The sequence below is a fragment of the Sphaerochaeta associata genome, assembly GCF_022869165.1.
Classification (GTDB): Bacteria; Spirochaetota; Spirochaetia; order Sphaerochaetales; family Sphaerochaetaceae; genus Sphaerochaeta; species Sphaerochaeta associata.
This window is the reverse complement of sequence record NZ_CP094929.1, coordinates 3,308,383-3,331,107: the sequence shown is the minus strand read 5'-3', so window position 1 is coordinate 3,331,107 and position 22,725 is coordinate 3,308,383. Positions and strand designations below refer to the sequence as shown.

General features: G+C 54.4%; 17 protein-coding genes, 1 tRNA gene and 3 rRNA genes. 18 read left to right on the top strand and 3 right to left on the bottom strand.

Annotated features, from left to right (window positions below; translation table 11 throughout):
- Positions 1-15 precede the first annotated feature (15 nt).
- Genes MUG09_RS15450 through MUG09_RS15440 form a run of 3 tightly spaced genes read left to right on the top strand, consistent with a single transcriptional unit; the run spans position 16 to position 2,231 of the window.
- On the top strand, positions 16-282 hold the full coding sequence (locus MUG09_RS15450) for an NAD(P)H-dependent oxidoreductase subunit E (RefSeq protein ID WP_244772327.1): 267 nt from the start codon (positions 16-18) through the stop codon (positions 280-282).
- Entirely contained in the window at positions 275-1,735 is a 1,461-nt protein-coding gene (locus MUG09_RS15445; RefSeq protein WP_244772326.1) for a monomeric [FeFe] hydrogenase, read from the top strand. The genes MUG09_RS15450 and MUG09_RS15445 overlap by 8 nt, the downstream gene beginning before the upstream one ends.
- A gap of 16 nt (positions 1,736-1,751) precedes the next feature.
- Positions 1,752-2,231 (top strand): GAF domain-containing protein, encoded by a 480-nt coding sequence (locus tag MUG09_RS15440; RefSeq protein WP_244772325.1) that lies wholly within the window; start codon positions 1,752-1,754, stop codon positions 2,229-2,231.
- A gap of 28 nt (positions 2,232-2,259) precedes the next feature.
- Here the strand turns inward: MUG09_RS15440 and MUG09_RS15435 are convergent, their stop codons facing one another.
- Positions 2,260-2,493, bottom strand: coding sequence for a hypothetical protein (locus MUG09_RS15435; RefSeq protein WP_244772324.1), 234 nt, complete (start codon positions 2,491-2,493; stop codon positions 2,260-2,262).
- Between the two features lie 87 nt (positions 2,494-2,580).
- Here MUG09_RS15435 and thrS point away from each other — a divergent pair, with 87 nt between their 5' ends.
- The 13 genes from thrS (at position 2,581) to MUG09_RS15370 (ending at position 17,270) form a co-directional block, all read left to right on the top strand.
- The gene (gene thrS, locus MUG09_RS15430) at positions 2,581-4,326 is read left to right on the top strand and encodes a threonine--tRNA ligase (RefSeq protein ID WP_244772323.1); all 1,746 of its coding nucleotides are present in this window, start codon (positions 2,581-2,583) and stop codon (positions 4,324-4,326) included.
- A gap of 48 nt (positions 4,327-4,374) precedes the next feature.
- Positions 4,375-5,859, top strand: a complete 1,485-nt coding sequence (locus tag MUG09_RS15425) for a gluzincin family metallopeptidase (RefSeq protein ID WP_244772322.1) — start codon at positions 4,375-4,377, stop codon at positions 5,857-5,859.
- Positions 5,860-5,871: 12 nt separating this feature from the next.
- Positions 5,872-6,468 carry a CDP-diacylglycerol--glycerol-3-phosphate 3-phosphatidyltransferase gene (pgsA, locus tag MUG09_RS15420; protein WP_244772321.1) on the top strand — a complete coding sequence of 199 codons (597 nt, stop codon included), beginning with the start codon at positions 5,872-5,874 and terminating at the stop codon, positions 6,466-6,468.
- 10 nt (positions 6,469-6,478) lie between these two features.
- On the top strand, positions 6,479-7,270 hold the full coding sequence (locus tag MUG09_RS15415) for a Cof-type HAD-IIB family hydrolase (protein WP_244772320.1): 792 nt from the start codon (positions 6,479-6,481) through the stop codon (positions 7,268-7,270).
- Between the two features lie 309 nt (positions 7,271-7,579).
- Positions 7,580-9,120, top strand: a 16S ribosomal RNA gene (locus MUG09_RS15410).
- Between the two features lie 133 nt (positions 9,121-9,253).
- Positions 9,254-9,327 (top strand) — tRNA-Ile (locus MUG09_RS15405).
- A gap of 87 nt (positions 9,328-9,414) precedes the next feature.
- Positions 9,415-12,348, top strand: a 23S ribosomal RNA gene (locus tag MUG09_RS15400).
- A gap of 71 nt (positions 12,349-12,419) precedes the next feature.
- Positions 12,420-12,532 (top strand): 5S ribosomal RNA (gene rrf, locus MUG09_RS15395).
- Together the 16S, 23S and 5S rRNA genes with 1 tRNA gene alongside form the textbook arrangement of a ribosomal RNA operon.
- A gap of 208 nt (positions 12,533-12,740) precedes the next feature.
- The gene (locus MUG09_RS15390; RefSeq protein WP_244772319.1) at positions 12,741-13,757 is read left to right on the top strand and encodes a methionine ABC transporter ATP-binding protein; all 1,017 of its coding nucleotides are present in this window, start codon (positions 12,741-12,743) and stop codon (positions 13,755-13,757) included.
- Positions 13,754-14,416, top strand: a complete 663-nt coding sequence (locus tag MUG09_RS15385) for a methionine ABC transporter permease (RefSeq protein ID WP_244772318.1) — start codon at positions 13,754-13,756, stop codon at positions 14,414-14,416. Before MUG09_RS15390 ends, MUG09_RS15385 begins: the two co-directional genes overlap by 4 nt.
- Positions 14,417-14,466: 50 nt before the next feature.
- Positions 14,467-15,273 carry a MetQ/NlpA family ABC transporter substrate-binding protein gene (locus MUG09_RS15380; RefSeq protein ID WP_244772317.1) on the top strand — a complete coding sequence of 269 codons (807 nt, stop codon included), beginning with the start codon at positions 14,467-14,469 and terminating at the stop codon, positions 15,271-15,273.
- Between the two features lie 156 nt (positions 15,274-15,429).
- Positions 15,430-16,431, top strand: coding sequence for an ornithine carbamoyltransferase (gene argF / locus MUG09_RS15375; RefSeq protein ID WP_244772316.1), 1,002 nt, complete (start codon positions 15,430-15,432; stop codon positions 16,429-16,431).
- 413 nt (positions 16,432-16,844) lie between these two features.
- Positions 16,845-17,270, top strand: a complete 426-nt coding sequence (locus tag MUG09_RS15370; protein WP_244772315.1) for an Hsp20/alpha crystallin family protein — start codon at positions 16,845-16,847, stop codon at positions 17,268-17,270.
- A gap of 62 nt (positions 17,271-17,332) precedes the next feature.
- On the opposite strand, the gene MUG09_RS15365 is transcribed toward MUG09_RS15370, so the two are convergent.
- Positions 17,333-18,766: a M20/M25/M40 family metallo-hydrolase gene (locus MUG09_RS15365; RefSeq protein ID WP_244772314.1), complete on the bottom strand. Its 1,434-nt coding sequence runs from the start codon at positions 18,764-18,766 to the stop codon at positions 17,333-17,335.
- Positions 18,767-18,863: 97 nt separating this feature from the next.
- Between MUG09_RS15365 and MUG09_RS15360 the strand changes: the two genes are divergently transcribed.
- Positions 18,864-19,475, top strand: coding sequence for a TetR/AcrR family transcriptional regulator (locus MUG09_RS15360; protein ID WP_244772313.1), 612 nt, complete (start codon positions 18,864-18,866; stop codon positions 19,473-19,475).
- A gap of 85 nt (positions 19,476-19,560) precedes the next feature.
- Positions 19,561-22,134 carry an ATP-dependent chaperone ClpB gene (gene clpB / locus MUG09_RS15355; RefSeq protein ID WP_244772312.1) on the top strand — a complete coding sequence of 858 codons (2,574 nt, stop codon included), beginning with the start codon at positions 19,561-19,563 and terminating at the stop codon, positions 22,132-22,134.
- Here the strand turns inward: clpB and MUG09_RS15350 are convergent.
- Entirely contained in the window at positions 22,100-22,693 is a 594-nt protein-coding gene (locus MUG09_RS15350; protein ID WP_244772311.1) for a nucleotidyltransferase family protein, read from the bottom strand. The genes clpB and MUG09_RS15350 overlap by 35 nt on opposite strands.
- Positions 22,694-22,725 lie beyond the last annotated feature (32 nt).

The window sequence follows — 22,725 nt, the reverse complement described above, 5'->3', positions numbered from 1 at the left end:
ACAGAGGAGAAGCATATGGGTAAGAAAGATAAAGTACGTGTACAGATTTGTGTAGGAACCGCCTGTTTTGTACAGGGAGGTGCCGACCTGCTCCTTTATAACGAGTTTTTGGATCCGGCTGTTCTTGGCGGCTGCGAGATCGAGGGGGTAAGCTGCATCGGCGGCTGCAAGGACGCCCAATCCAAGGAGCGCCCTCCCTATGTTCGCATCGGGGAGAATGTCTACGGCAGTGTGAACCAGGAGAAACTGTGCAAACTTCTTGCGGAGGCGACCCGTGCTTGAATTGAACAACCAATATACGCTGATGAAGCGTCAGGTTCATGCAGAGGTGCTCAAGGAGTTCTTTGCAGGAACGTTGAAGGAGAATGTCGACAAGCTGCCCATCAGGATCATTCCCAAGCAGAGGGTTCCCAACAGGTGTTGCATCTATAAGGAGCGGGCGATGGTCCGCTACAGGATCATGGCGCTTTTGGGGATCAACATCGAAACCGATGACGATGAGCTGAAAAGCCTCTCCGAATATGTCGAAGAGGTGATGCAGAAAGATAAACCCGCAGCTCCGATCCTGACGACCATCAGTACGGCTTGCTCTTCCTGTCCGCCGGACCGCTATCTCATCAGTGACGCTTGCAGGGGCTGTTTTGCCCGGCCCTGTCTGGCAAACTGCCCCAAGGATTGCATCACGTTCGCCGGTGGGCAGGCTCACATAGACGAGAGCCGCTGCATACGCTGCGGCAAGTGCAAGGAAGTATGTCCCTTCCATGCAGTTGTCCATATTCCGGTCCCCTGTGAGGAAGCCTGCCCTGTCAATGCAGTGAAGAAGAATGAAGAGGGGTATGTGGAGATTGACTACCAGAAGTGCATCAGCTGCGGACGATGTGCAATGAGCTGCCCGTTCGGGGCCATCGTCGAGCGCTCGGCCTTGATTCCGGTGGTCAAGATGCTCGCCAAGGAAGAGCATGTCACAGCCCTGATCGCTCCTGCAATCGAAGGTCAGTTTCCCGGTACGCTTTCACAGATCAAGGCGGCTTTGCTTGCAGCTGGATTCTCTTCTGTACTGGAGGTCAGCGAAGGAGCCGAGACAACGAGTCTGCATGAGGCCGAGGAACTGGCGGAGCGTAAAGCAAGAGGGAAAGGGTATATGACTACCAGCTGCTGTCCTGCGTACATGGAGTTGGTGGACAAGCACCTGCCGTTCCTCGATGAACGACGTTCGTCCGCCCTCTCACCCATGGGCTATATTGCTTTGAAGGCAAAAGCACTCAATCCTGCAACCAAGAGTGTTTTCATCGGCCCTTGTCTTGCCAAGAAGGTGGAGGCTGTACGGTTGAAGACCATCGACGCTGTGATTACCTTCAGCGAGCTCGCCTCCCTGTTCATTGCCAAGAACATCGATGTGCGGGAGATGGAGGGAGCCGACTTGGGTGATACCGCCTCCTTTGAGGACTGCAGGCAGTTCGCCCTCTCCGGTGGGGTTGCCTCGTGTGTGCTCAGCCGCTTTGCCCCGAGTCACGAAGTGCAGGTGCTGCCGGTCAATGGGGTCGATAAGAAGATGTTCAGGACGATGAAAATCTGGGAGAAACGTCCGGCCGAAGCCGACTTGGTCGAGGTGATGTGCTGCGAAGGCGGTTGCATCAACGGCCCGGGTGTGGTAGTAAAACCCTCGGTGGCTATGAAGCTGCGGGGGGGCAACAAGGCTGCCGCCCCGGTGAAAGCCATGCGGTCGGTACTATAAACAAGGAGCTGCTTCCATGGATTTGCACAATTCAGAGGGAATGCTTGAGCAGCTGGCTGCTCTCATACGCGATTGGGATGGTTCTGTTCCCAGGCGTTATTGTCATCTGGCCAACGCCTCGGCCTTGCTTGCCGAACATCTGGGAGACATCAACTGGGTGGGGTTTTACCTTGTCGACGATTCAGGTCAGAACTTGATGCTCGGTCCATTCCAGGGTAAGGTGGCGTGTACCGACATCCCCTTTTCCAGGGGGGTGTGCGGGTTGTGCGCCCGTACCGGCAAGAGTGTGCGCGTCGACGATGTGCATGCCTTTGCCGATCACATCGCCTGCGACAGTGCAAGCAACAGCGAAGTGGTCGCTCCCCTTGTCGATGCAAAAGGCAGGGTGGTGGGGGTGTTGGATGTGGACAGCCCCACGCTTTCACGCTTTACGCTTGAGGACCAGAAGCTGCTCGACGATGCTGCGAAGATAATTTCCCAATTGTTGTACTCTTGACTATTTTTTCCAATGTAAGCATTCTATCTTACAAGGCGTTGAGAAAGACGAGTAGTCGATGGCGGGGCAACAGAGAGGATTCCCTTGGTTGAGAGGAGTCCGGCAGGCGCTCGATGAAAACCCCTTTTGAGCCGCATACCGAACGGGAAACCCAGTAGACTATGCCGCACACCTGGCGATACAGGTAAATTGAGCGTCCTTTTCGGTGGGATAGAATCGAAAAGGGAAGCAAGGTGGAACCGCGGAACATGAGAGCTTTCATGTCTTCGTCCTTGCCGGATGCGGATGATGCCGTACCGGAGAGGGAAGGCATGAAGGCTTTTTTTGTTGGTATATACGAGGAGATGGTATGGCAAAGGAAGATGCAGGAGAGAGACTCTCCAGAATTAGACACTCAATGGCGCATGTCATGGCGGAAGCAGTGCTGCAGATGTTTCCCTCGGCACAGATAACGATCGGCCCTGCGATTGACAACGGCTTTTACTATGATTTCGATCTGCCCAGGCAGTTGGTGAACGAGGACCTCGAGGAGATCACTGAGAGGATGAAGGCCATCATCGCCGAGGGCAAGCCGTTTGTCCGGACGGTGGTCAGTAGAGCCGAAGCTCAGAAGCAGTTTGCCGACCAGACCTACAAGCTTGAATTGCTGCAGGCGATTCCCGAGGACGAGGAGGTCTCCCTGTACAGCCAAGGCGGTTTTACCGACCTTTGCCGCGGACCTCATGTGGAGTCGACCAAGGAGCTGAAGGCCGATGCCTTCAAGCTGATGAGTATTGCAGGTGCCTATTGGCGTGGCAAGGAGACCAATCCGATGCTTACCCGCATCTACGGCACTGCATGGGCAAATGCCAAGGAGCTGAGGCTCTATCTGCAGCACCTTGAGGATGTGGAGAAACGCGACCACCGCAAGCTCGGCAAGGAGCTCGATTTGTTCAGTCTGCATGAGGAAGCCGGTCCCGGCCTGGTCTATTGGCACCCGATGGGGGCGCGTATTCGTCAGGCGATCGAGAACTTCTGGCGCAACGAGCATTATGCCAACGGCTATGAGATGGTCTATACCCCCCACCTCGGCCGTTCGTGGCTCTGGGAGACCAGCGGTCATTTGGGCTTCTACAAGGAGGGTATGTATCCTCCGATGGAGATGGACAAGAGCGACTATTATGTGAAGCCGATGAACTGCCCGTTCCATATAATGATTTACAAGAACAGCAAGCGTTCCTACAGGGACCTGCCCTTCCGTTGGGCTGAACTTGGTACGGTGTATCGATATGAGAAGGCTGGTGCCATGCATGGTTTGATGAGGGTGCGAGGTTTCACTCAGGATGACGCCCACCTCTTTGTCACCCCCGACCAGATGAATGACGAAATTCTGGAAGTATTGCGCTTTTCGCTGCACATGCTTCACTCATTCGGCTTTACCGAGATCAACGCGTACCTTTCCACCATGCCTGAGAAATCGGTTGGTGATCCGGCTCGGTGGGCTGATGCAACCGAGGCGCTGCGCAAGGCGATTGTGGCCGAGGGTCTCTCTTATGAGATTGATGAAGGCGGCGGTGCTTTCTACGGTCCGAAGATCGACCTCAAGATCAAGGATGCCATCGGTCGTGAATGGCAGCTCTCCACCGTGCAGTTCGACTTCAATGAGCCTGAACGCTTTGATATGACGTTCGTGGACAAGGACGGGGTGGAAAAGCGTCCGTACATGATCCACCGTGCCCTGCTGGGCTCCATCGAACGGTTCTTCGGAGTTCTGATCGAGCACTATGCAGGAGCGTTCCCGCCGTGGTTGTCACCCGAGCAGATCAAGATTATTCCTGTAGGGGAGACTTTCTTCGATTATGCCAAGGAATTGGAACGAAGGCTGCGCAAGGAAGGCTTGCGGGTATCGGCCGATCTTGGCGACGACCGCATGAATGCAAAGATCCGCAATGCCCAGCAGCAGAAGATCCCCTATATGGTGATCATCGGCGACCGGGAGGCTCAGAACGACCAGGTGTCGGTACGACTGAGAACCGGCAAGCAGGAGAATGGACTCTCCACCCAGGCTTTCATCGATATGGTGAAGCAGAAGGTAGAGAACAAGGAGCAGCTGTAAATGCAATGGGAGCCGGAGCAATCCGGCTCTCAATCTCTGGGAGGATGTATGAAACAACAACAAGCCTTTGCACGCCTTGAGGCGCTTGACCGCCATTTGGTGATGCTTGAACATATCGGCGCCGCCCTGCAGTGGGATCAGGAGACGATTCTCAGCGAGAAGGCGGTGGACGAACGTGCGAATCAACTCGGCTGGCTTGCCGAGCAGTCCCATGCGGTGGCAAGCGGTGATGAGATGGGACAGTTGCTCGCCCTCTTGGATGAGACCAAGAGTGAGTCGGTATTTGAGCAGGCGCTGATCAGGATCCGTAGGAAGGAGTATGAAAGAAAGCGGAGAATGCCCAAGGATCTGGTGCGGGCCATCACCGAGGGGGGTGCAAAAGCCCATCAGAGTTGGGTGACGGCCCGTAAAGCCAGCGACTTCTCCCTCTTTTCCCAGGACCTGGCGGTCATGGTTGATCTGGCAAGGGAGAAAGCTTCCTGCTTATCCGATGACAGCTCTTCCTTGTATGACGCCCTGCTAGCCGAGTTCGAGGAAGGAATGAGTACCAAGGAGGTGGCGACCCTTTTTGACTCGATCAAGAAACCATTGTCCGATTTGGTGCAGACCTATGCAGAGAAGGATGTGGATGCTTCCTTTCTGCGTCAAGCGTATCCGATCGAGGGCCAACAGGCGTTTGCCAATCAGGTGCTGACCGATATGGGATTCGATTTCACCCGCGGCAGCTGTGCCGTCTCGGTGCATCCCTTCACCACCACCATTGCCAGCGACGATATCCGGATCACCACCCGCTATACCGATCCCAGCGTCATGGACAGTTTTGCCTCCTCGATACACGAGGGAGGGCATGCGCTGTATGAGATGGGTGCTTCAAGCACAAGACTCAGGGGCACCAGTCTTGCCGGCGGGGCGTCCCATGGGATGCATGAGTCGCAAAGTCGGCTTTGGGAGAATATGGTCTCCAAAAGCCCTGAGTTCTGGGAGCGCTACTATCCGCAGTTCAGCAAGCTTTTCCCGACCCAGACAGCCGGTATCGGCCTTGACCACTTTGTCAGGGCGGTCAACAAGGTCGGGCGGACATGCATCCGCGTCAATGCCGACGAGATGAGTTACAGTCTTCATATCTTCCTCCGTTTTGGTCTTGAACAGGCTTTGCTTGCCGGAGACCTTTCGGTTGAAGAGCTTCCCCATGCATGGGATGAGGAGTTTGCCCGTCTGTTCGGGTTCAAGCCGGCAACTGCAAGCGAGGGTGTGCTGCAGGATGTACATTGGAGCAGCGGTGATTTCGGGTACTTCCCCACCTATGCCCTGGGCAATCTCTACGGTGCTCAGATTTGGGCTCATATACAGAACAATCTCGGCCTGAGACCTGATGATGTGGAAGGTATCAGCTCATATCTGAGGTATGCCGTGTATGAGAAAGGCGCCTTGCAGACAGGGCGGAGGACTGCCGAATCGGTAACCGGAAAAGCTCTTGACGCAACAGTGTTCACAAGCTACCTTGAAAACAAATTCAGCCGGCTGTTCGGCTAATCAGAGGTATTCATGAATATTCCGAATAAGCTTACGGTATCGCGGCTGATTATGGCTCCTATGTTCTTCATCGCATTCCATCTGGGCGGTTGGTTCGGAGAGGACTTTCAAACTCTTTCTTCCATCCTCACCCTCATTTTATGGGCATGTACCGAGCTGACGGATCTGCTGGACGGCCAAATTGCCCGACGCAGGAATTTGGTTACCGACTTGGGAAAGGTAATGGATCCGTTTGCCGATACGTTCTCTCGACTGACGTACTTTGTGTGTCTGTCGGGTGCCGGTGTCATGCCCCTTTGGACCTTCATCCTCATTATGTGGAGGGAGTTTTCCATCCTGTTCGTGCGTATGCTGATGATGGGAAAGGGCAAGCCTGTTGCGGCAAACCTGTGGGGGAAGAGCAAGGCTGTGCTGTACGCCATCAGCGGAGCCTTAGGCATTCTTTACATCGCCTTGGGCAACTGGTTCTCCGATGCTCCTTTCATGGAAGGGGCCCGCATCGGCTTGTATGTGATTTTCGTATTGGCAGCCCTTTCTTCAGTCATGTCCTTTCTTACCTACATTAAGGCGATTATACGTGACGGCAGTCTTTCGACGATGACCCGCTGAGGATGTGAATATGCAGAGTGTGCAGAATCTCAGAGGGGACGAGGCCGGAAGGGTCTCGTTCCTGCTTACTGATGTTGATGATACGATTACCACCGAAGGAAAGCTCAGGCCTGTTGCCCTTGAAGCCTTGTATGTCTTGAAAGAAGCTGGCATTCGGACCATCTGTGTGACCGGGGGGTCTGCTGGATGGGGAGATACCTATCTGCGTCAGTGGCCGGTTGAAGCCGTGCTCAGCGAAAGCGGGGCGGTATGCCTCTACCGTAAGAATGGTGCCATCCGTAAGTACGTACACCCATCCATTGTGCAAGAGGGGTATGAACAGCGTAAAAGTGCGTTGATCGAGAAAGTACTCTCCCTTGTACCGGGTTCCAAACTTTCAAGCGACCAGTTTGCCAGAATTTTCGATGTTGCGTTCGATCATGGAAGCGAGCCGCCCTATTTGGATGCAGATCAGATTGCCCGTGTGGTCGAGGTATGTAAAAGCATGGGGGCGGGGACTGCCGTCAGCTCGATTCATGTGAATGCATGGTTCGGGTCGTTTGACAAGTATCAGGGTACAAAGGCCTTTTTTGCAGATGTTCTGGGCCTTGATGAAAAGACCATGATTGAAAAAAGTTGCTATTGTGGAGATGCTCCCAACGACCAGGTGATGTTTTCTCGTTTTCCGTTGAGTTTCGGAGTCGGTAACATACAGAAGCATGTGCAATCGATGCAAGTGCTTCCTCGGTATGCTTCTGAGAGCGAGGGTGGTGCGGGCTTTTCCGAGATTGTGCATGAGCTTCTGAGGAAACGAGCAAATTAAATGCAGAAATAGTTGCAAGGGATGCTTGACACTAGAAGGCGTCTTTTGTTATGTTATCGGAGCACGCTGAGCGACACCAAGTCGACAGCGATTGTTTTTTGACAGATATATGAGAGAAGAGAAGAGAAGATAAAAGACACGAGATGATTGCCAATTGGCCGTTGATCGAGTGTGTGGAAGCTGTAAGGGCTTCCCAGTCAATTACCTAAGAAAATGATGAACAGTAGTGAAAAGCTACGTTCGTTTGCGAGGAATGACAGGGCGAACTATTGAAGAAGTAGAGCCCGCACCTTCGGGTGCGGGATTCCTATGACGGAGAGTTTGATCCTGGCTCAGAACGAACGCTGGCGGCGCGTTTTAAGCATGCAAGTCGAGCGGCAAGGGCCTTCGGGCCCCTAGAGCGGCGGACGGGTGAGTAACACGTGGACAATCTGCCCCCCGGCCCGGGATAGCCCAGGGAAACCTGGATTAATACCGGATGAGACGGGACCCGCGATGGCGGGATCCGGGAAAGGCGCTGCGGCGCCGCCGGGGGATGAGTCTGCGTCCCATTAGCTAGACGGCGGGGTAACGGCCCACCGTGGCGACGATGGGTAGCCGGCCTGAGAGGGTGGACGGCCACATTGGAACTGAGACACGGTCCAGACTCCTACGGGAGGCAGCAGCTAAGAATCTTCCGCAATGGGCGAAAGCCTGACGGAGCGACGCCGCGTGAACGAAGAAGGCCGTGAGGTTGTAAAGTTCTTTTCGGGAGGGGGAACAACCGTGGCAGGGAATGGCCGCGGGATGACGTGAATCCCGGAATAAGCCCCGGCTAACTACGTGCCAGCAGCCGCGGTAACACGTAGGGGGCGAGCGTTGTTCGGAATCATTGGGCGTAAAGGGCGTGCAGGCGGTCCTGCAAGTCCGGCGTGAAAGACCCCGGCCCAACCGGGGGGACGCGCTGGAAACTGCAGGGCTTGAGTACAGGAGGGGATGCCGGAATTCCAGGTGTAGGGGTGAAATCTGTAGATATCTGGAAGAACACCAATGGCGAAGGCAGGCATCTGGCCATGTACTGACGCTGAGACGCGAAGGTGCGGGGAGCAAACAGGTTTAGATACCCTGGTAGTCCGCACAGTAAACGATGTGCACCAGGTGGCGGGGGGTCGACCCCCGGTACCGTAGCTAACGCATTAAGTGCACCGCCTGGGGAGTATGCTCGCAAGGGTGAAACTCAAAGGAATTGACGGGGGCCCGCACAAGCGGTGGAGCATGTGGTTTAATTCGATGGTACGCGAGGAACCTTACCAGGGCTTGACATACGCCGGAAGCGCATCGAAAGGTGCGTGCCGCTTGCGGCCGGCGTACAGGTGCTGCATGGCTGTCGTCAGCTCGTGCTGTGAAGTGTTGGGTTAAGTCCCGCAACGAGCGCAACCCCTGCTGCCTGTTGCCACCACGTGAAGGTGGGGACTCAGGCGGAACTGCCGGTGACAAACCGGAGGAAGGTGGGGACGACGTCAAGTCATCATGGCCCTTATGTCCTGGGCTACACACGTGCTACAATGGCCGGTACAGAGCGCAGCGAGGCCGCGAGGCGGAGCGAATCGCTTAAAGCCGGTCCCAGTACGGATTGGAGTCTGCAACCCGACTCCATGAAGTTGGAATCGCTAGTAATCGCGCATCAGCATGGCGCGGTGAATACGTTCCCGGGCCTTGTACACACCGCCCGTCACACCATCCGAGTCGGGGGTACCCGAAGTCGCCAGCCCAACCCGCAAGGGGGGGCGGTTCCGAAGGTACGTCCGGTGAGGGGGGTGAAGTCGTAACAAGGTAGCCGTACCGGAAGGTGCGGCTGGATCACCTCCTTTCTGAGAAGAAAGGCTGGATGCGGCCCTCACAGCCGCGTCCGTCAACGGTCGTCGACCAGCAGGTGCAAGTCCTGCAACAAATCGCCCTTCAGCTTCCAATCAACTCTTCTCTTCTCTGATATTTCTGTTAACCGGGACTGTAGCTCAGGTGGTTAGAGCGCGTGCCTGATAAGCACGAGGTCATAAGTTCAAGTCTTATCAGTCCCATTTTCAGTTGCGTTGGCAACTTGTTTTTTTACAGAGCATTTGCGAATAGAGCAAGTCAACATAGCGCAGGGATTGGAAGAATGATATGGTCAAGTGAATAAGGGTCCACGGAGGATGCCTAGGAGCTGCCAGGCGAAGAAGGACGCGATAAGCTGCGATAAGCCGCGGGAAGGGGCCAATACCCGAAGATCCGCGGATTTCCGAATGGGGTAACCCGTATGTCTGGATGACATGCACATGCACGCGAATAAAATACCGTGCATGGGAGATACGCTGGGGAGTGAACCATCTAAGTACCAGCGGGAGTAGAAATCAAACGAGATTCCCCCAGTAGCGGCGAGCGAACGGGGAGGAGCCCAAACCGCGTGCCCTCGGGTGCGCGGGGTTGTAGGGATGCGGCGGGGGTTGCCCCGTGCAGTGAGAAACCGCAAGCGTAGCGGAACGGACCTGGGAAGGCCGGCCAGAGCGGGTGAAAGCCCCGTACGCGAAACGCTTGCGGCTGCATGGCCGCGTTACCTGAGTACGGCGGGACACGAGAAATCCTGCCGGAATCCGGGGGGACCACCCTCCAAGGCTAAATACTCGGCAGCTACCGATAGCGCATAGTACCGTGAGGGAAAGGTGAAAAGGACCCCGGGAGGGGAGTGAAAGAGAACCTGAAACCGTGGACCTGCAAGCGGTCAGAGCCCGAGAGGGTGATGGCGTGCCTTTTGTAGAATGAGCCTGCGAGTTACCGTATGCGGCGAGGTTAAGGGATGGGAGTCCCGGAGCCGCAGGGAAACCGAGTCTGAACAGGGCGTTCAGTCGCGTGCGGTAGACCCGAAGCCAAGTGATCTAGCCATGGCCAGGCTGAAGCAGGAGTGAAATCCTGTGGAGGGCCGAACCTAAATCCGCTGAAAAGGGTTGGGATGAGCTGTGGCTCGGAGCGAAAGACTAAACAAACTTGGAGATAGCTGGTACTCTCCGAAATAGCTTTAGGGCTAGCGTCGCATGGACTGTCGCGGAGGTAGAGCACTGGATAGGTGAGGGCCCGTCACTGGGTACCGAGCTTAACCAAACTCCGAATACCGCGATACAATGTGCGGCAGTCAGACGGCGACTGATAAGGGCCGTCGTCGAGAGGGAAACAGCCCGGACCGCCGGCTAAGGTCCCCAAGGCGTGCTGAGTGGGAAAGGAAGTATGATTGCACAGACAGCCAGGAGGTTGGCTCAGAAGCAGCCACCCCTTCAAAGAGTGCGTAACAGCTCACTGGTCGAGTAGTCATGCGCCGATAATGTAACGGGGCTAAGCACGCCACCGAAGCCGCGGGACAGCAGTGATGCTGTCGGTAGGAGAGCATTCCGTGTACGGAAGAAGCGGGGGCGCAAGCCCCCGTGGACGGGACGGAAGAGAGAATGCAGGCATGAGTAACGAAAAGACGGGTGAGATCCCCGTCCGCCGAAAGCCTAAGGTTTCCAGGGTAAAGTCAATCTACCCAAGGGTCAGTCGGCCCCTAAGGCGAGGGCGAGAGCCGTAGCCGATGGGAAGCGGGTCAACATTCCCGCACCTCCCAGGGTTCCGATGGGATGACGCATAGGGCGAAACGCAGCCGGGCGACGGTAGTCCCGGCCGAAACGGCGAGCCGACGAGGCCCCCAGGCAAATCCGGGGGCCGAGGCGAGCCGCGAGCGAGCCGCACCACGGTGCGGTGAAGTGCGCGTAGTCGTCGTGCCGAGAAATAATCCCTAAGGAACGGCCCTGGGGGACCGTACTACAAACCGACACAGGTGGGCGAGCTGAGAATGCACAGGCGCACGGAAGAATTCGCGTTAAGGAACTCGGCAAAATGCATACGTAACTTCGGGATAAGTATGGCCCCCGCGAGGGGGTTGCAGAGAAACGGCCCATGCGACTGTTTACCAAAAACACAGGTCCATGCGAACCGGCAACGGGAAGTATATGGACTGACACCTGCCCGGTGCTGGAAGGTCAAGAGGAGTTGTCAGAGCGATCGAAGCAGCGAATCCAAGCCCCAGTAAACGGCGGCCGTAACTATAACGGTCCTAAGGTAGCGAAATTCCTTGTCGGGTAAGTTCCGACCCGCACGAATGGTGTAACGATATGGGCGCTGTCTCAACGCGAAATCCGGTGAAATTGAAGTCCAGGTGAAGATGCCTGGTACCCGTGGTTAGACGGAAAGACCCCGTGAACCTTTACTTCAACTTGGCATGGAGACTTGGGCAGGGATGTGTAGGATAGGTGGGAGGCCGCGAGGCGTGGGCGTCAGCCTGCGAGGAGCCGTCGGTGAAATACCACCCTTGCCTGTCCAATTTTCTAACCGCGGCCGTCATCCGGTCGCGGGACAGTGCCAGGCGGGAAGTTTGACTGGGGCGGTCGCCTCCTAAAGAGTAACGGAGGCGCGCGAAGGTCACCTTAGGATGGTTGGGAATCATCCGGCAAGTGTAAAGGCACAAGGTGGCTTGACTGCGAGGCAAACAAGCCGAGCAGGTACGAAAGTAGGTCTTAGTGATCTGGCGGTAGCGAGTGGAAGCGCCGTCACTTAACGGATAAAAGGTACTCCGGGGATAACAGGCTGATCTTGCCCAAGAGTTCATATCGACGGCAAGGTTTGGCACCTCGATGTCGGCTCATCGCATCCTGGGGCTGGAGCAGGTCCCAAGGGTTTGGCTGTTCGCCAATTAAAGCGGTACGCGAGCTGGGTTCAGAACGTCGTGAGACAGTTCGGTCCCTATCTGCCATGGGCGTTGGATGTTTGAGGGGTTCTGCTTTTAGTACGAGAGGACCGAAGTGGACGAACCTCTGGTGTACCGGTTGTCGTGCCAACGGCAGCTGCCGGGTAGCTACGTTCGGAAGGGATAACCGCTGAAAGCATCTAAGCGGGAAGCCCTCCCCAAGATGAGACATCCCACCCGCACAAGCGGGCGTAAGGAAACAGGGAGACTACCTGTTCGATAGGCCGGGGGTGCAAGCGCGGCAACGCGTTCAGCCCACCGGTACTAATCATCCGAGAGGCTTGACCATATCATCCTTCCAGTCCCAGGGCTGCCAAGGCCGGTCGTACGGATCCATCCGTGCTCCCAGGCGTTGGCCGGCCCGGTGGCCACAGCAGGGTGGACACACCCGTTCCCATCCCGAACACGGAAGTTAAGCACCCTCACGCCGATGGTACTACGGTTAGCCGTGGGAGAGTAGGTAGCCGCCGGGCCTTCTTTTTGCCTTGCACCGGCTTGCCGGTTGTATATACATAGATAGAGAAGGGGACGTGAAAACGTCCTCTTTTCGTCGTTAGGCAGACAAATGCTATCTGTATGATAGGGTATCACGATTTTATCCCATCTGTGTCTTGTCCAATACAACCCTTTTCACTATGATGGTAACAATTCAACTCCAAAGTGAATACAGAGGGTATATGTATGCAGATTATGTTGAAAAATCTAAAGAGAACGTATGGTACATTGCATGCAGTCAATGGCATCTCTCTTTCGATACCCTCAAACACCATCTACGGCATCATCGGTAAGAGCGGGGCCGGAAAGTCGACCTTGGTTCGGTTGATCAGCCTGTTGGAACGACCTGATGCAGGTGAAGTCTATTTTGATGACAAGCGGGTTGACGATTTGGAGAAGGACAGTCTTATTCAGAGACGCCGCCGTATTGGTATGATTTTCCAGAATTTCAATCTGTTTTCCAGCCGGAATGCAGAACAGAATATTGCTTATCCATTGGAAATAACCGGAATTCCGAAACAGGAAATCAAGCAGAAGGTTGAGAGATTGCTCGCCCTCGTCGGGCTTGAAGGAAGGGGCAATGCCCCTATCAGCACGCTCAGCGGTGGACAGAAGCAGCGCGTGGCCATCGCCCGCGCCCTTGCCTGTGATCCCGATATACTATTCTGTGATGAGGCCACCAGCGCTCTCGACCCCCAGACAACCCACTCCATCTTGGCTCTCCTGAAGGAAATCCAACGCAAGATGTCCTTGACTGTGGTAATGATTACCCATCAGATGGAAGTGGTACGGGATGCCTGCGATCAAGTGGCTGTATTGGATGACGGAGTTGTCGTGGAGCAGGGTTTGGTCACCGATATCTTTGCCAATCCCTCCAGTGAAGTGACCAAGGAATTTCTTACTCACCTTGTAGGCATCGATGAGGCTTCGCTTGCCGATGACCATATGGTCCACTGGTCGAAGAAGCGGGGAGCATATACCCTGCGGTTCCGTGGGGGGACCACGGACCAACCCATTCTCAGCAAGATAAGCCGACAGATAGGGGTGGATTTCAATATCCGCGCAGGTGGGGTTCAGAAAGTCAGTGATGTTGAGATCGGAACCATGCTTGTAGACATCAGCGGCAGTGAAGAGGAGAAGAAGCGGGCCATCGAGGCTTTGAAACAGATGGGTGTCGTCGTTGAAGAGGAGGATGCAGAATGAGCAAGATTTGGTTGTTGGTTTTCGACGCCACATTACAAACATTGAGCATGGTCTTCTTCTCCACCCTGTTCTCCCTGATTTTGGGCCTTCCCTTGGGGATTCTGCTATCCGCCACGTCAAGTGAGGAACAGGGGGGCATCATCCCTCATCCCATGTTGAATAGTGTCCTGGGGCGAATCGTCAATGTGTTGCGCTCGTTTCCCTTCATCATCCTGATGATTCTGCTCTTTCCGCTTTCAAGGATTCTCATCGGCACGAGTATCGGTACCACCGCTACTATCGTCCCGCTGTCCATTGCGGCAGCACCATTTGTGGCTCGAGTGATTGAGACTGCACTGAAGGAGGTGGATCCGGGGGTCGTTCAGGCCGCCCGTGCTATGGGATCCACCAATTTTCAGATTGTCCGGAAGGTCTTGATTCCTGAGGCACTGCCCTCCTTGGTCAGCGGTGTGACGCTCACCATCATCAACCTGATCGGTTATTCGGCCATGGCCGGAGCAATCGGTGGAGGCGGCCTGGGAGATCTGGCGATTCGGTATGGATACCAGCGCTTCCGAGGCGATATTATGTTCGTTGCCGTTGTAATCATCCTCGTTCTCGTTGAGATCGTGCAGGTGATAGGCAACAAAATCAGTGCGAGGCTTATAGCCCGCCGCTGATGCATCAGTTGTGCATACCTCTCGCCTTGTGGGGGAGAGAAGGAGAAATTATGAAAAAGATTCTAAGCATCACCCTTGTACTGTTGCTGGCGTTCTCACTGTTCGCAGCAGGTACCAAAGAGCAGGCAACCTCCAAGACCATCGTTGTTGGAGCAACCCCCGAGCCTCATGCTGCATTCCTCAATCTGATCGTCGAGGACCTTGCTGCAGAGGGCTATACCCTCAAGGTGCAGGAGTTCACTGACTATGTCACACCGAACGAAGCACTGGAGAGCGGAGAGCTTGATGCCAACTTCTTCCAGCACATCCCCTATCTGGAATCCTTCAACAAGGAGAAGGGATATCATCTGGCCAATGCCGGCGGCATCCACGTCGAGCCGTTCGCACTCTACTCCAAGAAGTACAAGGCCCTCACAGACCTTCCTAATGGTGCGACCATTGCAATTCCCAACGACCCCACCAACGAAGGCAGGGCATTGCTGTTGCTGCAGAGCGCCGGTCTGCTCACACTCGCTGCGAATGCCGGTCTTGAAGCCACCCCTCTTGATGTCACCGCCAATCCCAAGAACTTCAAGTTCCGTGAGATTGAGGCGGCCAGCCTTCCCCGTGTCCTTCAGGATGTCGATGCCGCCATCATCAATGGCAACTATGCGATTCCCGCCGGTCTGATCGCCACCCGCGACGGCTTGATCGTTGAAGGTTCGGACAGCCCGTACGTCAATGTCGTAGCAGTCAAGCAGGGTCGTGAGAGCGATGCTGCAATCGTCGCCTTGGTAAAGGCACTGCGCGGCGAGAAGATCAAGGCGTATGTTGCTCAGCACTATACCAACGGAGAAGTCGTTCTGGTTTCAAAGTAGGCATTTTCCTTTTTTGTACAGCCTCCTGGCATACGCTGGGAGGTTTTTTTGTATAGTTATGCATATAATAATTTGTGATTCGAAGAAAAATGCATAAATATTGACAGTTATTGTATAAATATCTACAATAAGTATCCATCACTTTCGGAGGAACGTATGAAAGGACGCAGTTTTTTGACACTTAAGGATTTCACGGCCGAAGAGATACTGGCTCTTTTGCAGTTGTCGATCGACCTTAAGGCAAAGAAGAAAGGGCAGGGTTGTCCTACCAAGCTGGAAGGAAAGTTGCTCGCAGATAAAAACATCGTGCTCATCTTTGACAAGAGCTCCACCCGCACCCGTTGTTCCTTTGAAGTAGCCGCCTTTGATGAAGGCGCCCAGGTCACCTTCCTCACCAACAGCCAGATGGGAAAGAAAGAATCGATTGAGGATACCGCCAAGGTGCTGGGCAGAATGTACGACGGCATCCAATACCGGGGTTTCTCACCTGAAGTCATCCGTGAAATCGCAACGTACAGCGGTGTTCCGGTGTGGAACGGACTTACCGATGACGACCATCCCACCCAGGTGCTCGCCGATGTGTTGACCGCCATGGAGCATACCGGAAAAGAGCCCAAGGATTTGAAGTTCGCCTATATCGGTGATGGGCGCAACAATGTTTCCAATGCATTGATGATAGGGGCTGCCAAGCTGGGCATGGAGTATCGTATTGCAAGTCCCAAGGAGCTGTTTCCATCCCGGAGCCTGCTTGAGGAACTTGCTCCCTCTTGCAAGAACTCAGGTGCCGTCATAACGGCGACCACCAGCATCCAAGAGGCCGTGCAGGGAGTGGATGTCATCTACACCGATGTCTGGGTCTCGATGGGTGAGGAGGATCAGACAGCGACGAGGATTGCACTCTTGAAGGACTATCAGGTGACCATGGATGTCCTGCAGGCATCGGGAAACCCCGATGTACTGTTCGAGCACTGCCTGCCCTCCTTCCATGACCTCAATACCGCTGTGGCACAGCAGATTCATGACCAGTTCGGCTTGAAGGAGCTTGAAGTGACCGACGAGGTTTTTCGCAGCAAGCACTCGGTGGTCTTCGATGAGGCTGAAAACCGCATGCATACGATCAAGGCCGTCATGGTTGCCACTATGACGGGTATACTCTGATTCTTTGATTGTTTTGGTCTTCTCGAGTGGGACAGGCAAAGGTTGTGTTGTAGAAGAGTAACAAGCCGAATAGAAAGATAATTATATGCAAATAAGAGAGTTGTGATGAAGAATTTCCGCAGGGTGGCTCTTGATGAGCCACTTTGGTGGAGTTTCTATGGCATAGGTGTGTCAAATTGACTCAATATCGAATCAGTCTTGTGCATGGCGGGATCGGATTGTCCCATTCTCTTGCTGTTCTCCTCATGGTCTTGTAGATTACTGTTTATGTAAAAAGACGCTTAAGTATATATAATACATATAAATATAAAATATAACCTCCTTGTATGGAAAACTTGGCACGCTTGTTGCATCTGTATTATCGAACCCGAAAAGGGAGCAAAACAGAATACAACAAAACACGGAGGTGTACTATGAAATACTTGGCAAAACGTGATTACAATTCCCCGATGGTGTCAGCATTTGACTCGCTCTTCAATGACATGCTCGGTGACTGGGGCCTGATGCCCTCCCGCTTCCCTGCTGTAGACATTGTTGAAAACGACGATGCCTATGTTTTGGAGGCTGAGCTTCCCGGATATAAGCAGGAGGAAGTGAAGGTGCAGGTTGAGAAGCATGTGCTGAAGCTGAGTTCGGCAAAGCAGAGCAAGAAGGAGGAGAAGGACAAGAGAAGGCTTGTTTCCGAACGTTGCTACCAGTGCTTCGAACGTTCCTTCACCCTTCCCGAGGATGTGGATGAGGAAAAGATTGAAGGTGCATTCGCCGATGGGCTTCTGAGGCTCACCCTTCCCAAGAAGGAAGTTGCAAAGCCCAAGGCCATTGAAGTAAAGATTACATAAACGGCTGAAACAACCTGTCCTGTACATGCAAGACCCCGCCATTGTGCGGGGCCTTTGCATGCTCAGCCTTGGATCAGCGTTGCGTAGAACGTGGCGGCAAGGCGGATGTTCTGTTCGCTGATTCGCTCATCCACCCCATGCATGCGCTCGACTTCACTTCTATCCATCCGTACCGGTGTGAATCGATAGATATGCTTGCTCAGCTTCTGATACTTGCGCGCATCGGTTGCGCCAAGCATCAGATAAGGGGTCACCAGGACATGATCGAAACAGGCCGTGATGGTCTTTTCAAGATGGTCGAAAGCCTCTCCCTTGGCAGGGCTCACCTCTGATGCAGCGGTGAAGCGTACGGCTTTGAGCTTGACCTTTGGATTGCCGATGACCTTCTCCATCCACGCAAGCACCTCATCAGGGGTTTGGCCGGGAAGCAGTCGGACGTTGACCATGGCCTTGGCCTGCTCGGCTATGACATTGCTCTTGTCGCTGGCCTCAATCATCGTCGGAACAACCGTTGTCCTGATCAAGGCGTTGAGAGTCGGGCTTCTGCTGAAGATTCCCAGTAGCATCGGCTTGGTGATCCACAGGTTCAAGAAGAGCAAGCGGAACGGAAATTTCGCCTGCCGCCCAAGGGAATCGAGCATTGCCCTGACAGGGACGGTGAGTCTGGCCGGCATTGTTCTTCTCTCAAGGCTCTGTACAGCCTGACAGACCAATCCCAGTGCAGTAGGGAAGGATGGGGTGGAAGAGTGCCCTGCGCTGCTCGCAGCAGACAGCTCTACGTCCATGTAACCCTTCTCGGCCACTCCCACCACGGCGATGTCCTGATCGAATCCCTTGATGTAGCGTTGGCTGACCACGCCGCCTTCATCGAGGACATATGCAAAGCTGATCCCTTGCTTTTCAAACCAGGAGGCGATGGAACATGCTCCTTCCTGCGAGCCGTTGCACTCCTCGTCACAACCGAACGCAACATAGAAGGTCCGCTTCGGTCTCTTGTGTTGTGCAAGCAGTGACTCGAATGCAGTGAGGATTGCAACTGCCTGTACCTTACAGTCGAAACTGCCTCGTCCGTAAAGATACCCATCCTCGATGACGCCGGAAAAAGGTGGATGCGACCACGCCTCCTCCTGGGCTCCTACGACATCGAGGTGTGCAGTCAGAAGAGCGGGAGCGGCTTGGGTGTCCTCCCCCTCGAACCGATACACAAGGTTATAGGCTCCGGCATCTGGTGTAATACGATGACTCTCACAGCGTGGATAAGTTTGTGCAAACAGGTCGGCCAGACGGATGAATTCATTCCAATCGGTCCTCTCCGGGTCCTGATGGGAGATGGTTTTGCATTGTACGGCTTTGCTCAGTATGCCGAGGGCATCCTGTTCGTCGACGGTCCGACGGGTTTGTGGCGCAGCCTCTTTGGATTGTTGCAGCACCATCGTTCGAGCAATCATTATGAGCAACAGGAGTAGAAAAATACCTGCAAGGAGAGATAAAACCATGCTGATTCTCCAATTCCATTCTAGTGTTTTCTACATTATAATGATATATTGTACAGTAACAACAGTTTTGTAGCGGAACCAGGGAGTTAATAGACGCATGCCCAAGAAGATAGATCATGAGCAGAGGAAGGAGAAAATCCTGCAAACAGCACTGAAAGTGTTTGCGCGGGAGGGGTATCGTGACTCCAATCTCTCTTTGATCGCCACAGAATGCGGCATTTCCCGGCCGACCATCTATCAATACTTCAAGGACAAGGAAGAAATCTATTATTACGCGGTAAAACTGGTTACCGGCCGGATGTTCAACAAGTATGCTTCCTTTGCCTGGTCGACCGACCAGAACTATATTGTGCGCATCACCAACATCTGCCTGGATATCATGCAGACAGCCAGCGAGCATGAAGGCGAGCTTACCAGCTTGGTCGATGTGATGCTGCAAATGAAGAAGGAAGGCAGGGATTTCAACGAAATCATCCTGCGCCGAACGGCCAAGCTTACCATTTTGTTCAAGCGCCTTTTGCGGATGGGCATCAAGGAAGGGGACATCATCGGCTGTGATGTGAACCGGGTGGCGGACCATCTGCTCTTGCTGCTAGAGTCCTCCTGTTTCCAGGTTGCTTTCCTCGATACGTTTGATATGCAGCACTCCAAGCATCTGGTAAGTACCTATCTTGCCTTCTACAGCGCGAAGGCCTTTCCTAGTCGATAAGTAAAAACCTCAGTATATTTGGTATGTACAGGACAGGGCCCTGCAAAGGGTCGCGTTGCTTCATGCCCGAAGATGAGGAGTATCCATGAATTTAGATAAAATGACCATTAAACTGCGTCAGGCAATCGCTGATGCAGATATGCTTGCCAATGAGCACGGTAATGCAGAGATTACCACCGAGCATCTGATTCTAGCCCTTTTGGACCAGAAGGAGGGCTTGCTGCCTCCGCTTCTCGAGCGGCTGGGCGTACCGCACAAACTGGTGAAAGAGAAGATTGAAGGGTTGCTCAACCGACTTCCCAAAGCCTATGGATCGAACGTACAGCGTTCGCTTTCTGCGCAGTTGGGCGGTCAGTTGTACGCAGCCGACAAAGTGGCCTTGGAGTTCAAGGACCAATACTTGAGTGCCGAGCACGTGCTGCTTGCAGTTCTTGATGATGGCAGTCAGGTCGGCAAGGCCCTCAAGAGTCTTGGGTTGACCAAGGACTCGGTGATGCAGGCGCTCCAAACCATCCGGGGAAACCAGAGCATCCAAAGCGAGGACCCGGAGAGCCGATACCAGGCACTGGAGAAATACTGCAGGGATATGACGACCCTTGCCCGCCAAGGCAAGCTCGATCCGGTCATCGGGCGCGATGAGGAGATCCGTCGCCTGATGCAGGTGCTCTCCCGAAAGACCAAGAACAATCCGGTTCTCATCGGGGAACCCGGTGTTGGGAAAACCGCCATTGTCGAGGGGCTCGCCCTTCGTATTTCCTCAGGAGATGTGCCGGAGTCGTTGAAGCATAAACGTCTTTTGAGCCTTGATGTCGGCTCTCTGGTTGCAGGGGCGAAGTACAGGGGTGAGTTCGAGGAGCGCCTGAAGGCGGTTGTCAAGGAAGTGACTTCCAGCGAAGGGGCGATCATTCTGTTCATCGATGAACTGCATACCATCGTCGGAGCCGGGGCCAGTGAAGGTTCCACCGATGCATCAAACCTGATCAAGCCGGCGCTCAGCCGCGGGGAACTGCACACGATCGGGGCGACCACCTTGGATGAGTACCGCAAGTACATCGAGCCTGACAAGGCTTTGGAGCGGCGTTTCCAGCCGGTCTACACCAAGGAGCCGTCGGTTGAGTCCACGATTGCCATTCTGCGCGGGCTCAAGGAGCGCTATGAGGTGCACCATGGGGTTCGAATCAAGGATGAGGCCTTGGTGGCTGCAGCCACCTTGAGCAACCGGTACATTACCAACCGTTTCCTCCCTGACAAGGCCATCGACTTGGTGGATGAGGCGGCCAGCCAGCTGAAGATGGAGATCGAAAGTCAACCGGATGAACTGGACCAGATCGAGCGCAAGATCCTGCAATTGAACATAGAAGACCAGGCGCTCAACCGTGAGACGGACAAGGCAAGCGGTGAACGGCGGGAGAAGCTGCACAAGGAGCTGGGGGACTTGAAGAACAAGCGCGATGCCATGCATCTGCAGTGGGTAAACGAACGCTCGTTCATTGCGAAGCTGCGTGAGAGCAAGGCTCGCTTGGAGCAGTTGAATCTGGAGGAGCAGCGCGCAGAACGTGATGGGGACCTTGCCAAGGCAGCCCAGATCAAACACGGCCAGATTCCCGAATTGGTCCGAGAAATCGAAGCGATGAACCAGCAACTTGCCGGTGTACAGAACGAAGGCAAACAGATGCTGCGTGAAGAGGTCAGTGAAGACGATATCGCCCGCATCGTCAGCAACTGGACAGGAGTGCCTGTTGCTAAGATGAAAGGTAGTGAGATGGCTAAATATCTGCAGCTGGAAAAGACGCTCTCAGAGCAGGTGGTCGGCCAGAAGCAAGCCATTGAAGCAGTCAGCAACGCCATCAGACGCAATAAGGCGGGCATCTCCGATGAGCACAAGCCGCTGGGAACATTCCTGTTCGCCGGTCCTACGGGTGTTGGAAAGACCTTGCTTGCCAAGGTGCTTGCCCAACTGCTCTTTGATGATGAGAAGGCTTTGACCCGCATCGACATGAGCGAGTACATGGAGAAATTCTCCGTAAGCCGCCTCATCGGTGCTCCTCCGGGGTATGTAGGATACGACCAAGGCGGACAGCTGACCGAGGTGGTCAGGCGACGTCCGTATTCGGTCATTCTCTTCGACGAGATTGAGAAGGCGCATCCGGATGTATTCAACGTCCTGCTGCAGCTGCTCGACGACGGCCGATTGACCGATGGCCAAGGCCGGGTCGTCGACTTTACCAACGCAGTGATCATCATGACCAGCAATCTGGGCAGCCAGCAGCTCTTGAATGCCCCGAGTCACGAGGAAGGAGTGAGCATGGTGAATCAAATCATCCACAGTTCCTTCAAGCCTGAGTTCATCAATCGGTTGGATGAGATCATAGTCTTTGAACGGCTGGGAGAGGAGCAGGTCCGTAGAATTGTGGGATTGCAACTGAAGCAACTGCAGACTCGTCTGCAGAAGCGGGGTTTCTCGTTGCGTTGGGACGATGAGGTGGTGGATGCTCTGTACCGCGAAGGCTATGATCCCGCCTTCGGTGCAAGGCCCATCAAGCGTGCCATCCAGCGTATGGTTGAGGATCCCTTGTCGGTGAAACTGCTCGGCGGCGGTTTCGCCCCCGGCTCTTCAATCCATCTTACAATGGAGGGCTCTGAGGTGGTTGCCCGCTAGCGAGCAGCGCGTGGTACTCATCCAGCGTATCTATATCGAGGATATAGGCTTCTTCGTCCACTTCGATTGCCTGTACTTCATAGGAAGATAGCAGGCTTCGCATGGTGAACGGGCCGTTCCGGTCTCTGATGACCGACAGAAATGTCGGGGCAAGGAGCACCGGATGGCCCAGCCTGCCTTTATAGCTGGGCCTGGCTGCAGCGTGTGTTGCACATCGAACAAGGTGGTGATAGTGTCTTGCCTTGATAAGTGGCATGTCGCTAAGGGAGATGAAGAAGCTTTCCTCTTCTCTGAGATAAAATGCCCCACAGCGGGTGGAACTGCCTTGTCCCTGCGCATATTCGCTGTTGTGCACAACCAGCAGATTGTCGCAGTACAGGTCCTTGACGGCTTCTTTCACTTCGTCAGCCTTGTATCCGGTCACAAGCACCGTGTACAGGCCTGCAAGAAGGGATTCCTTGACCGCATGATGGACCAACGTCTCCCCCTGATAGGGGAGCAACAGTTTCTTTCCTTCGCTTCGTGAGCCCAGCCCTGCGGCCAGCAAGATGTTTTGCATGTTGCTTCCTTGAGTGAGTATTCCAAAACCAT

What these genes read in the sequence shown, in the direction of transcription:
- MUG09_RS15450 (WP_244772327.1), top strand. Translation starts at nt 16, where the DNA reads ATGGGTAAGAAAGATAAAGTACGTGTACAGATTTGTGTAGGAACCGCC.
- MUG09_RS15440 (WP_244772325.1), top strand. Translation starts at nt 1,752, where the DNA reads ATGGATTTGCACAATTCAGAGGGAATGCTTGAGCAGCTGGCTGCTCTC.
- MUG09_RS15435 (WP_244772324.1), bottom strand. Translation starts at nt 2,493, where the DNA reads ATGAAAGCTCTCATGTTCCGCGGTTCCACCTTGCTTCCCTTTTCGATT.
- thrS (WP_244772323.1), top strand. Translation starts at nt 2,581, where the DNA reads ATGGCAAAGGAAGATGCAGGAGAGAGACTCTCCAGAATTAGACACTCA.
- MUG09_RS15425 (WP_244772322.1), top strand. Translation starts at nt 4,375, where the DNA reads ATGAAACAACAACAAGCCTTTGCACGCCTTGAGGCGCTTGACCGCCAT.
- pgsA (WP_244772321.1), top strand. Translation starts at nt 5,872, where the DNA reads ATGAATATTCCGAATAAGCTTACGGTATCGCGGCTGATTATGGCTCCT.
- MUG09_RS15415 (WP_244772320.1), top strand. Translation starts at nt 6,479, where the DNA reads ATGCAGAGTGTGCAGAATCTCAGAGGGGACGAGGCCGGAAGGGTCTCG.
- MUG09_RS15390 (WP_244772319.1), top strand. Translation starts at nt 12,741, where the DNA reads ATGCAGATTATGTTGAAAAATCTAAAGAGAACGTATGGTACATTGCAT.
- MUG09_RS15385 (WP_244772318.1), top strand. Translation starts at nt 13,754, where the DNA reads ATGAGCAAGATTTGGTTGTTGGTTTTCGACGCCACATTACAAACATTG.
- MUG09_RS15380 (WP_244772317.1), top strand. Translation starts at nt 14,467, where the DNA reads ATGAAAAAGATTCTAAGCATCACCCTTGTACTGTTGCTGGCGTTCTCA.
- argF (WP_244772316.1), top strand. Translation starts at nt 15,430, where the DNA reads ATGAAAGGACGCAGTTTTTTGACACTTAAGGATTTCACGGCCGAAGAG.
- MUG09_RS15370 (WP_244772315.1), top strand. Translation starts at nt 16,845, where the DNA reads ATGAAATACTTGGCAAAACGTGATTACAATTCCCCGATGGTGTCAGCA.
- MUG09_RS15365 (WP_244772314.1), bottom strand. Translation starts at nt 18,766, where the DNA reads ATGGTTTTATCTCTCCTTGCAGGTATTTTTCTACTCCTGTTGCTCATA.
- MUG09_RS15360 (WP_244772313.1), top strand. Translation starts at nt 18,864, where the DNA reads ATGCCCAAGAAGATAGATCATGAGCAGAGGAAGGAGAAAATCCTGCAA.
- clpB (WP_244772312.1), top strand. Translation starts at nt 19,561, where the DNA reads ATGAATTTAGATAAAATGACCATTAAACTGCGTCAGGCAATCGCTGAT.
- MUG09_RS15350 (WP_244772311.1), bottom strand. Translation starts at nt 22,693, where the DNA reads ATGCAAAACATCTTGCTGGCCGCAGGGCTGGGCTCACGAAGCGAAGGA.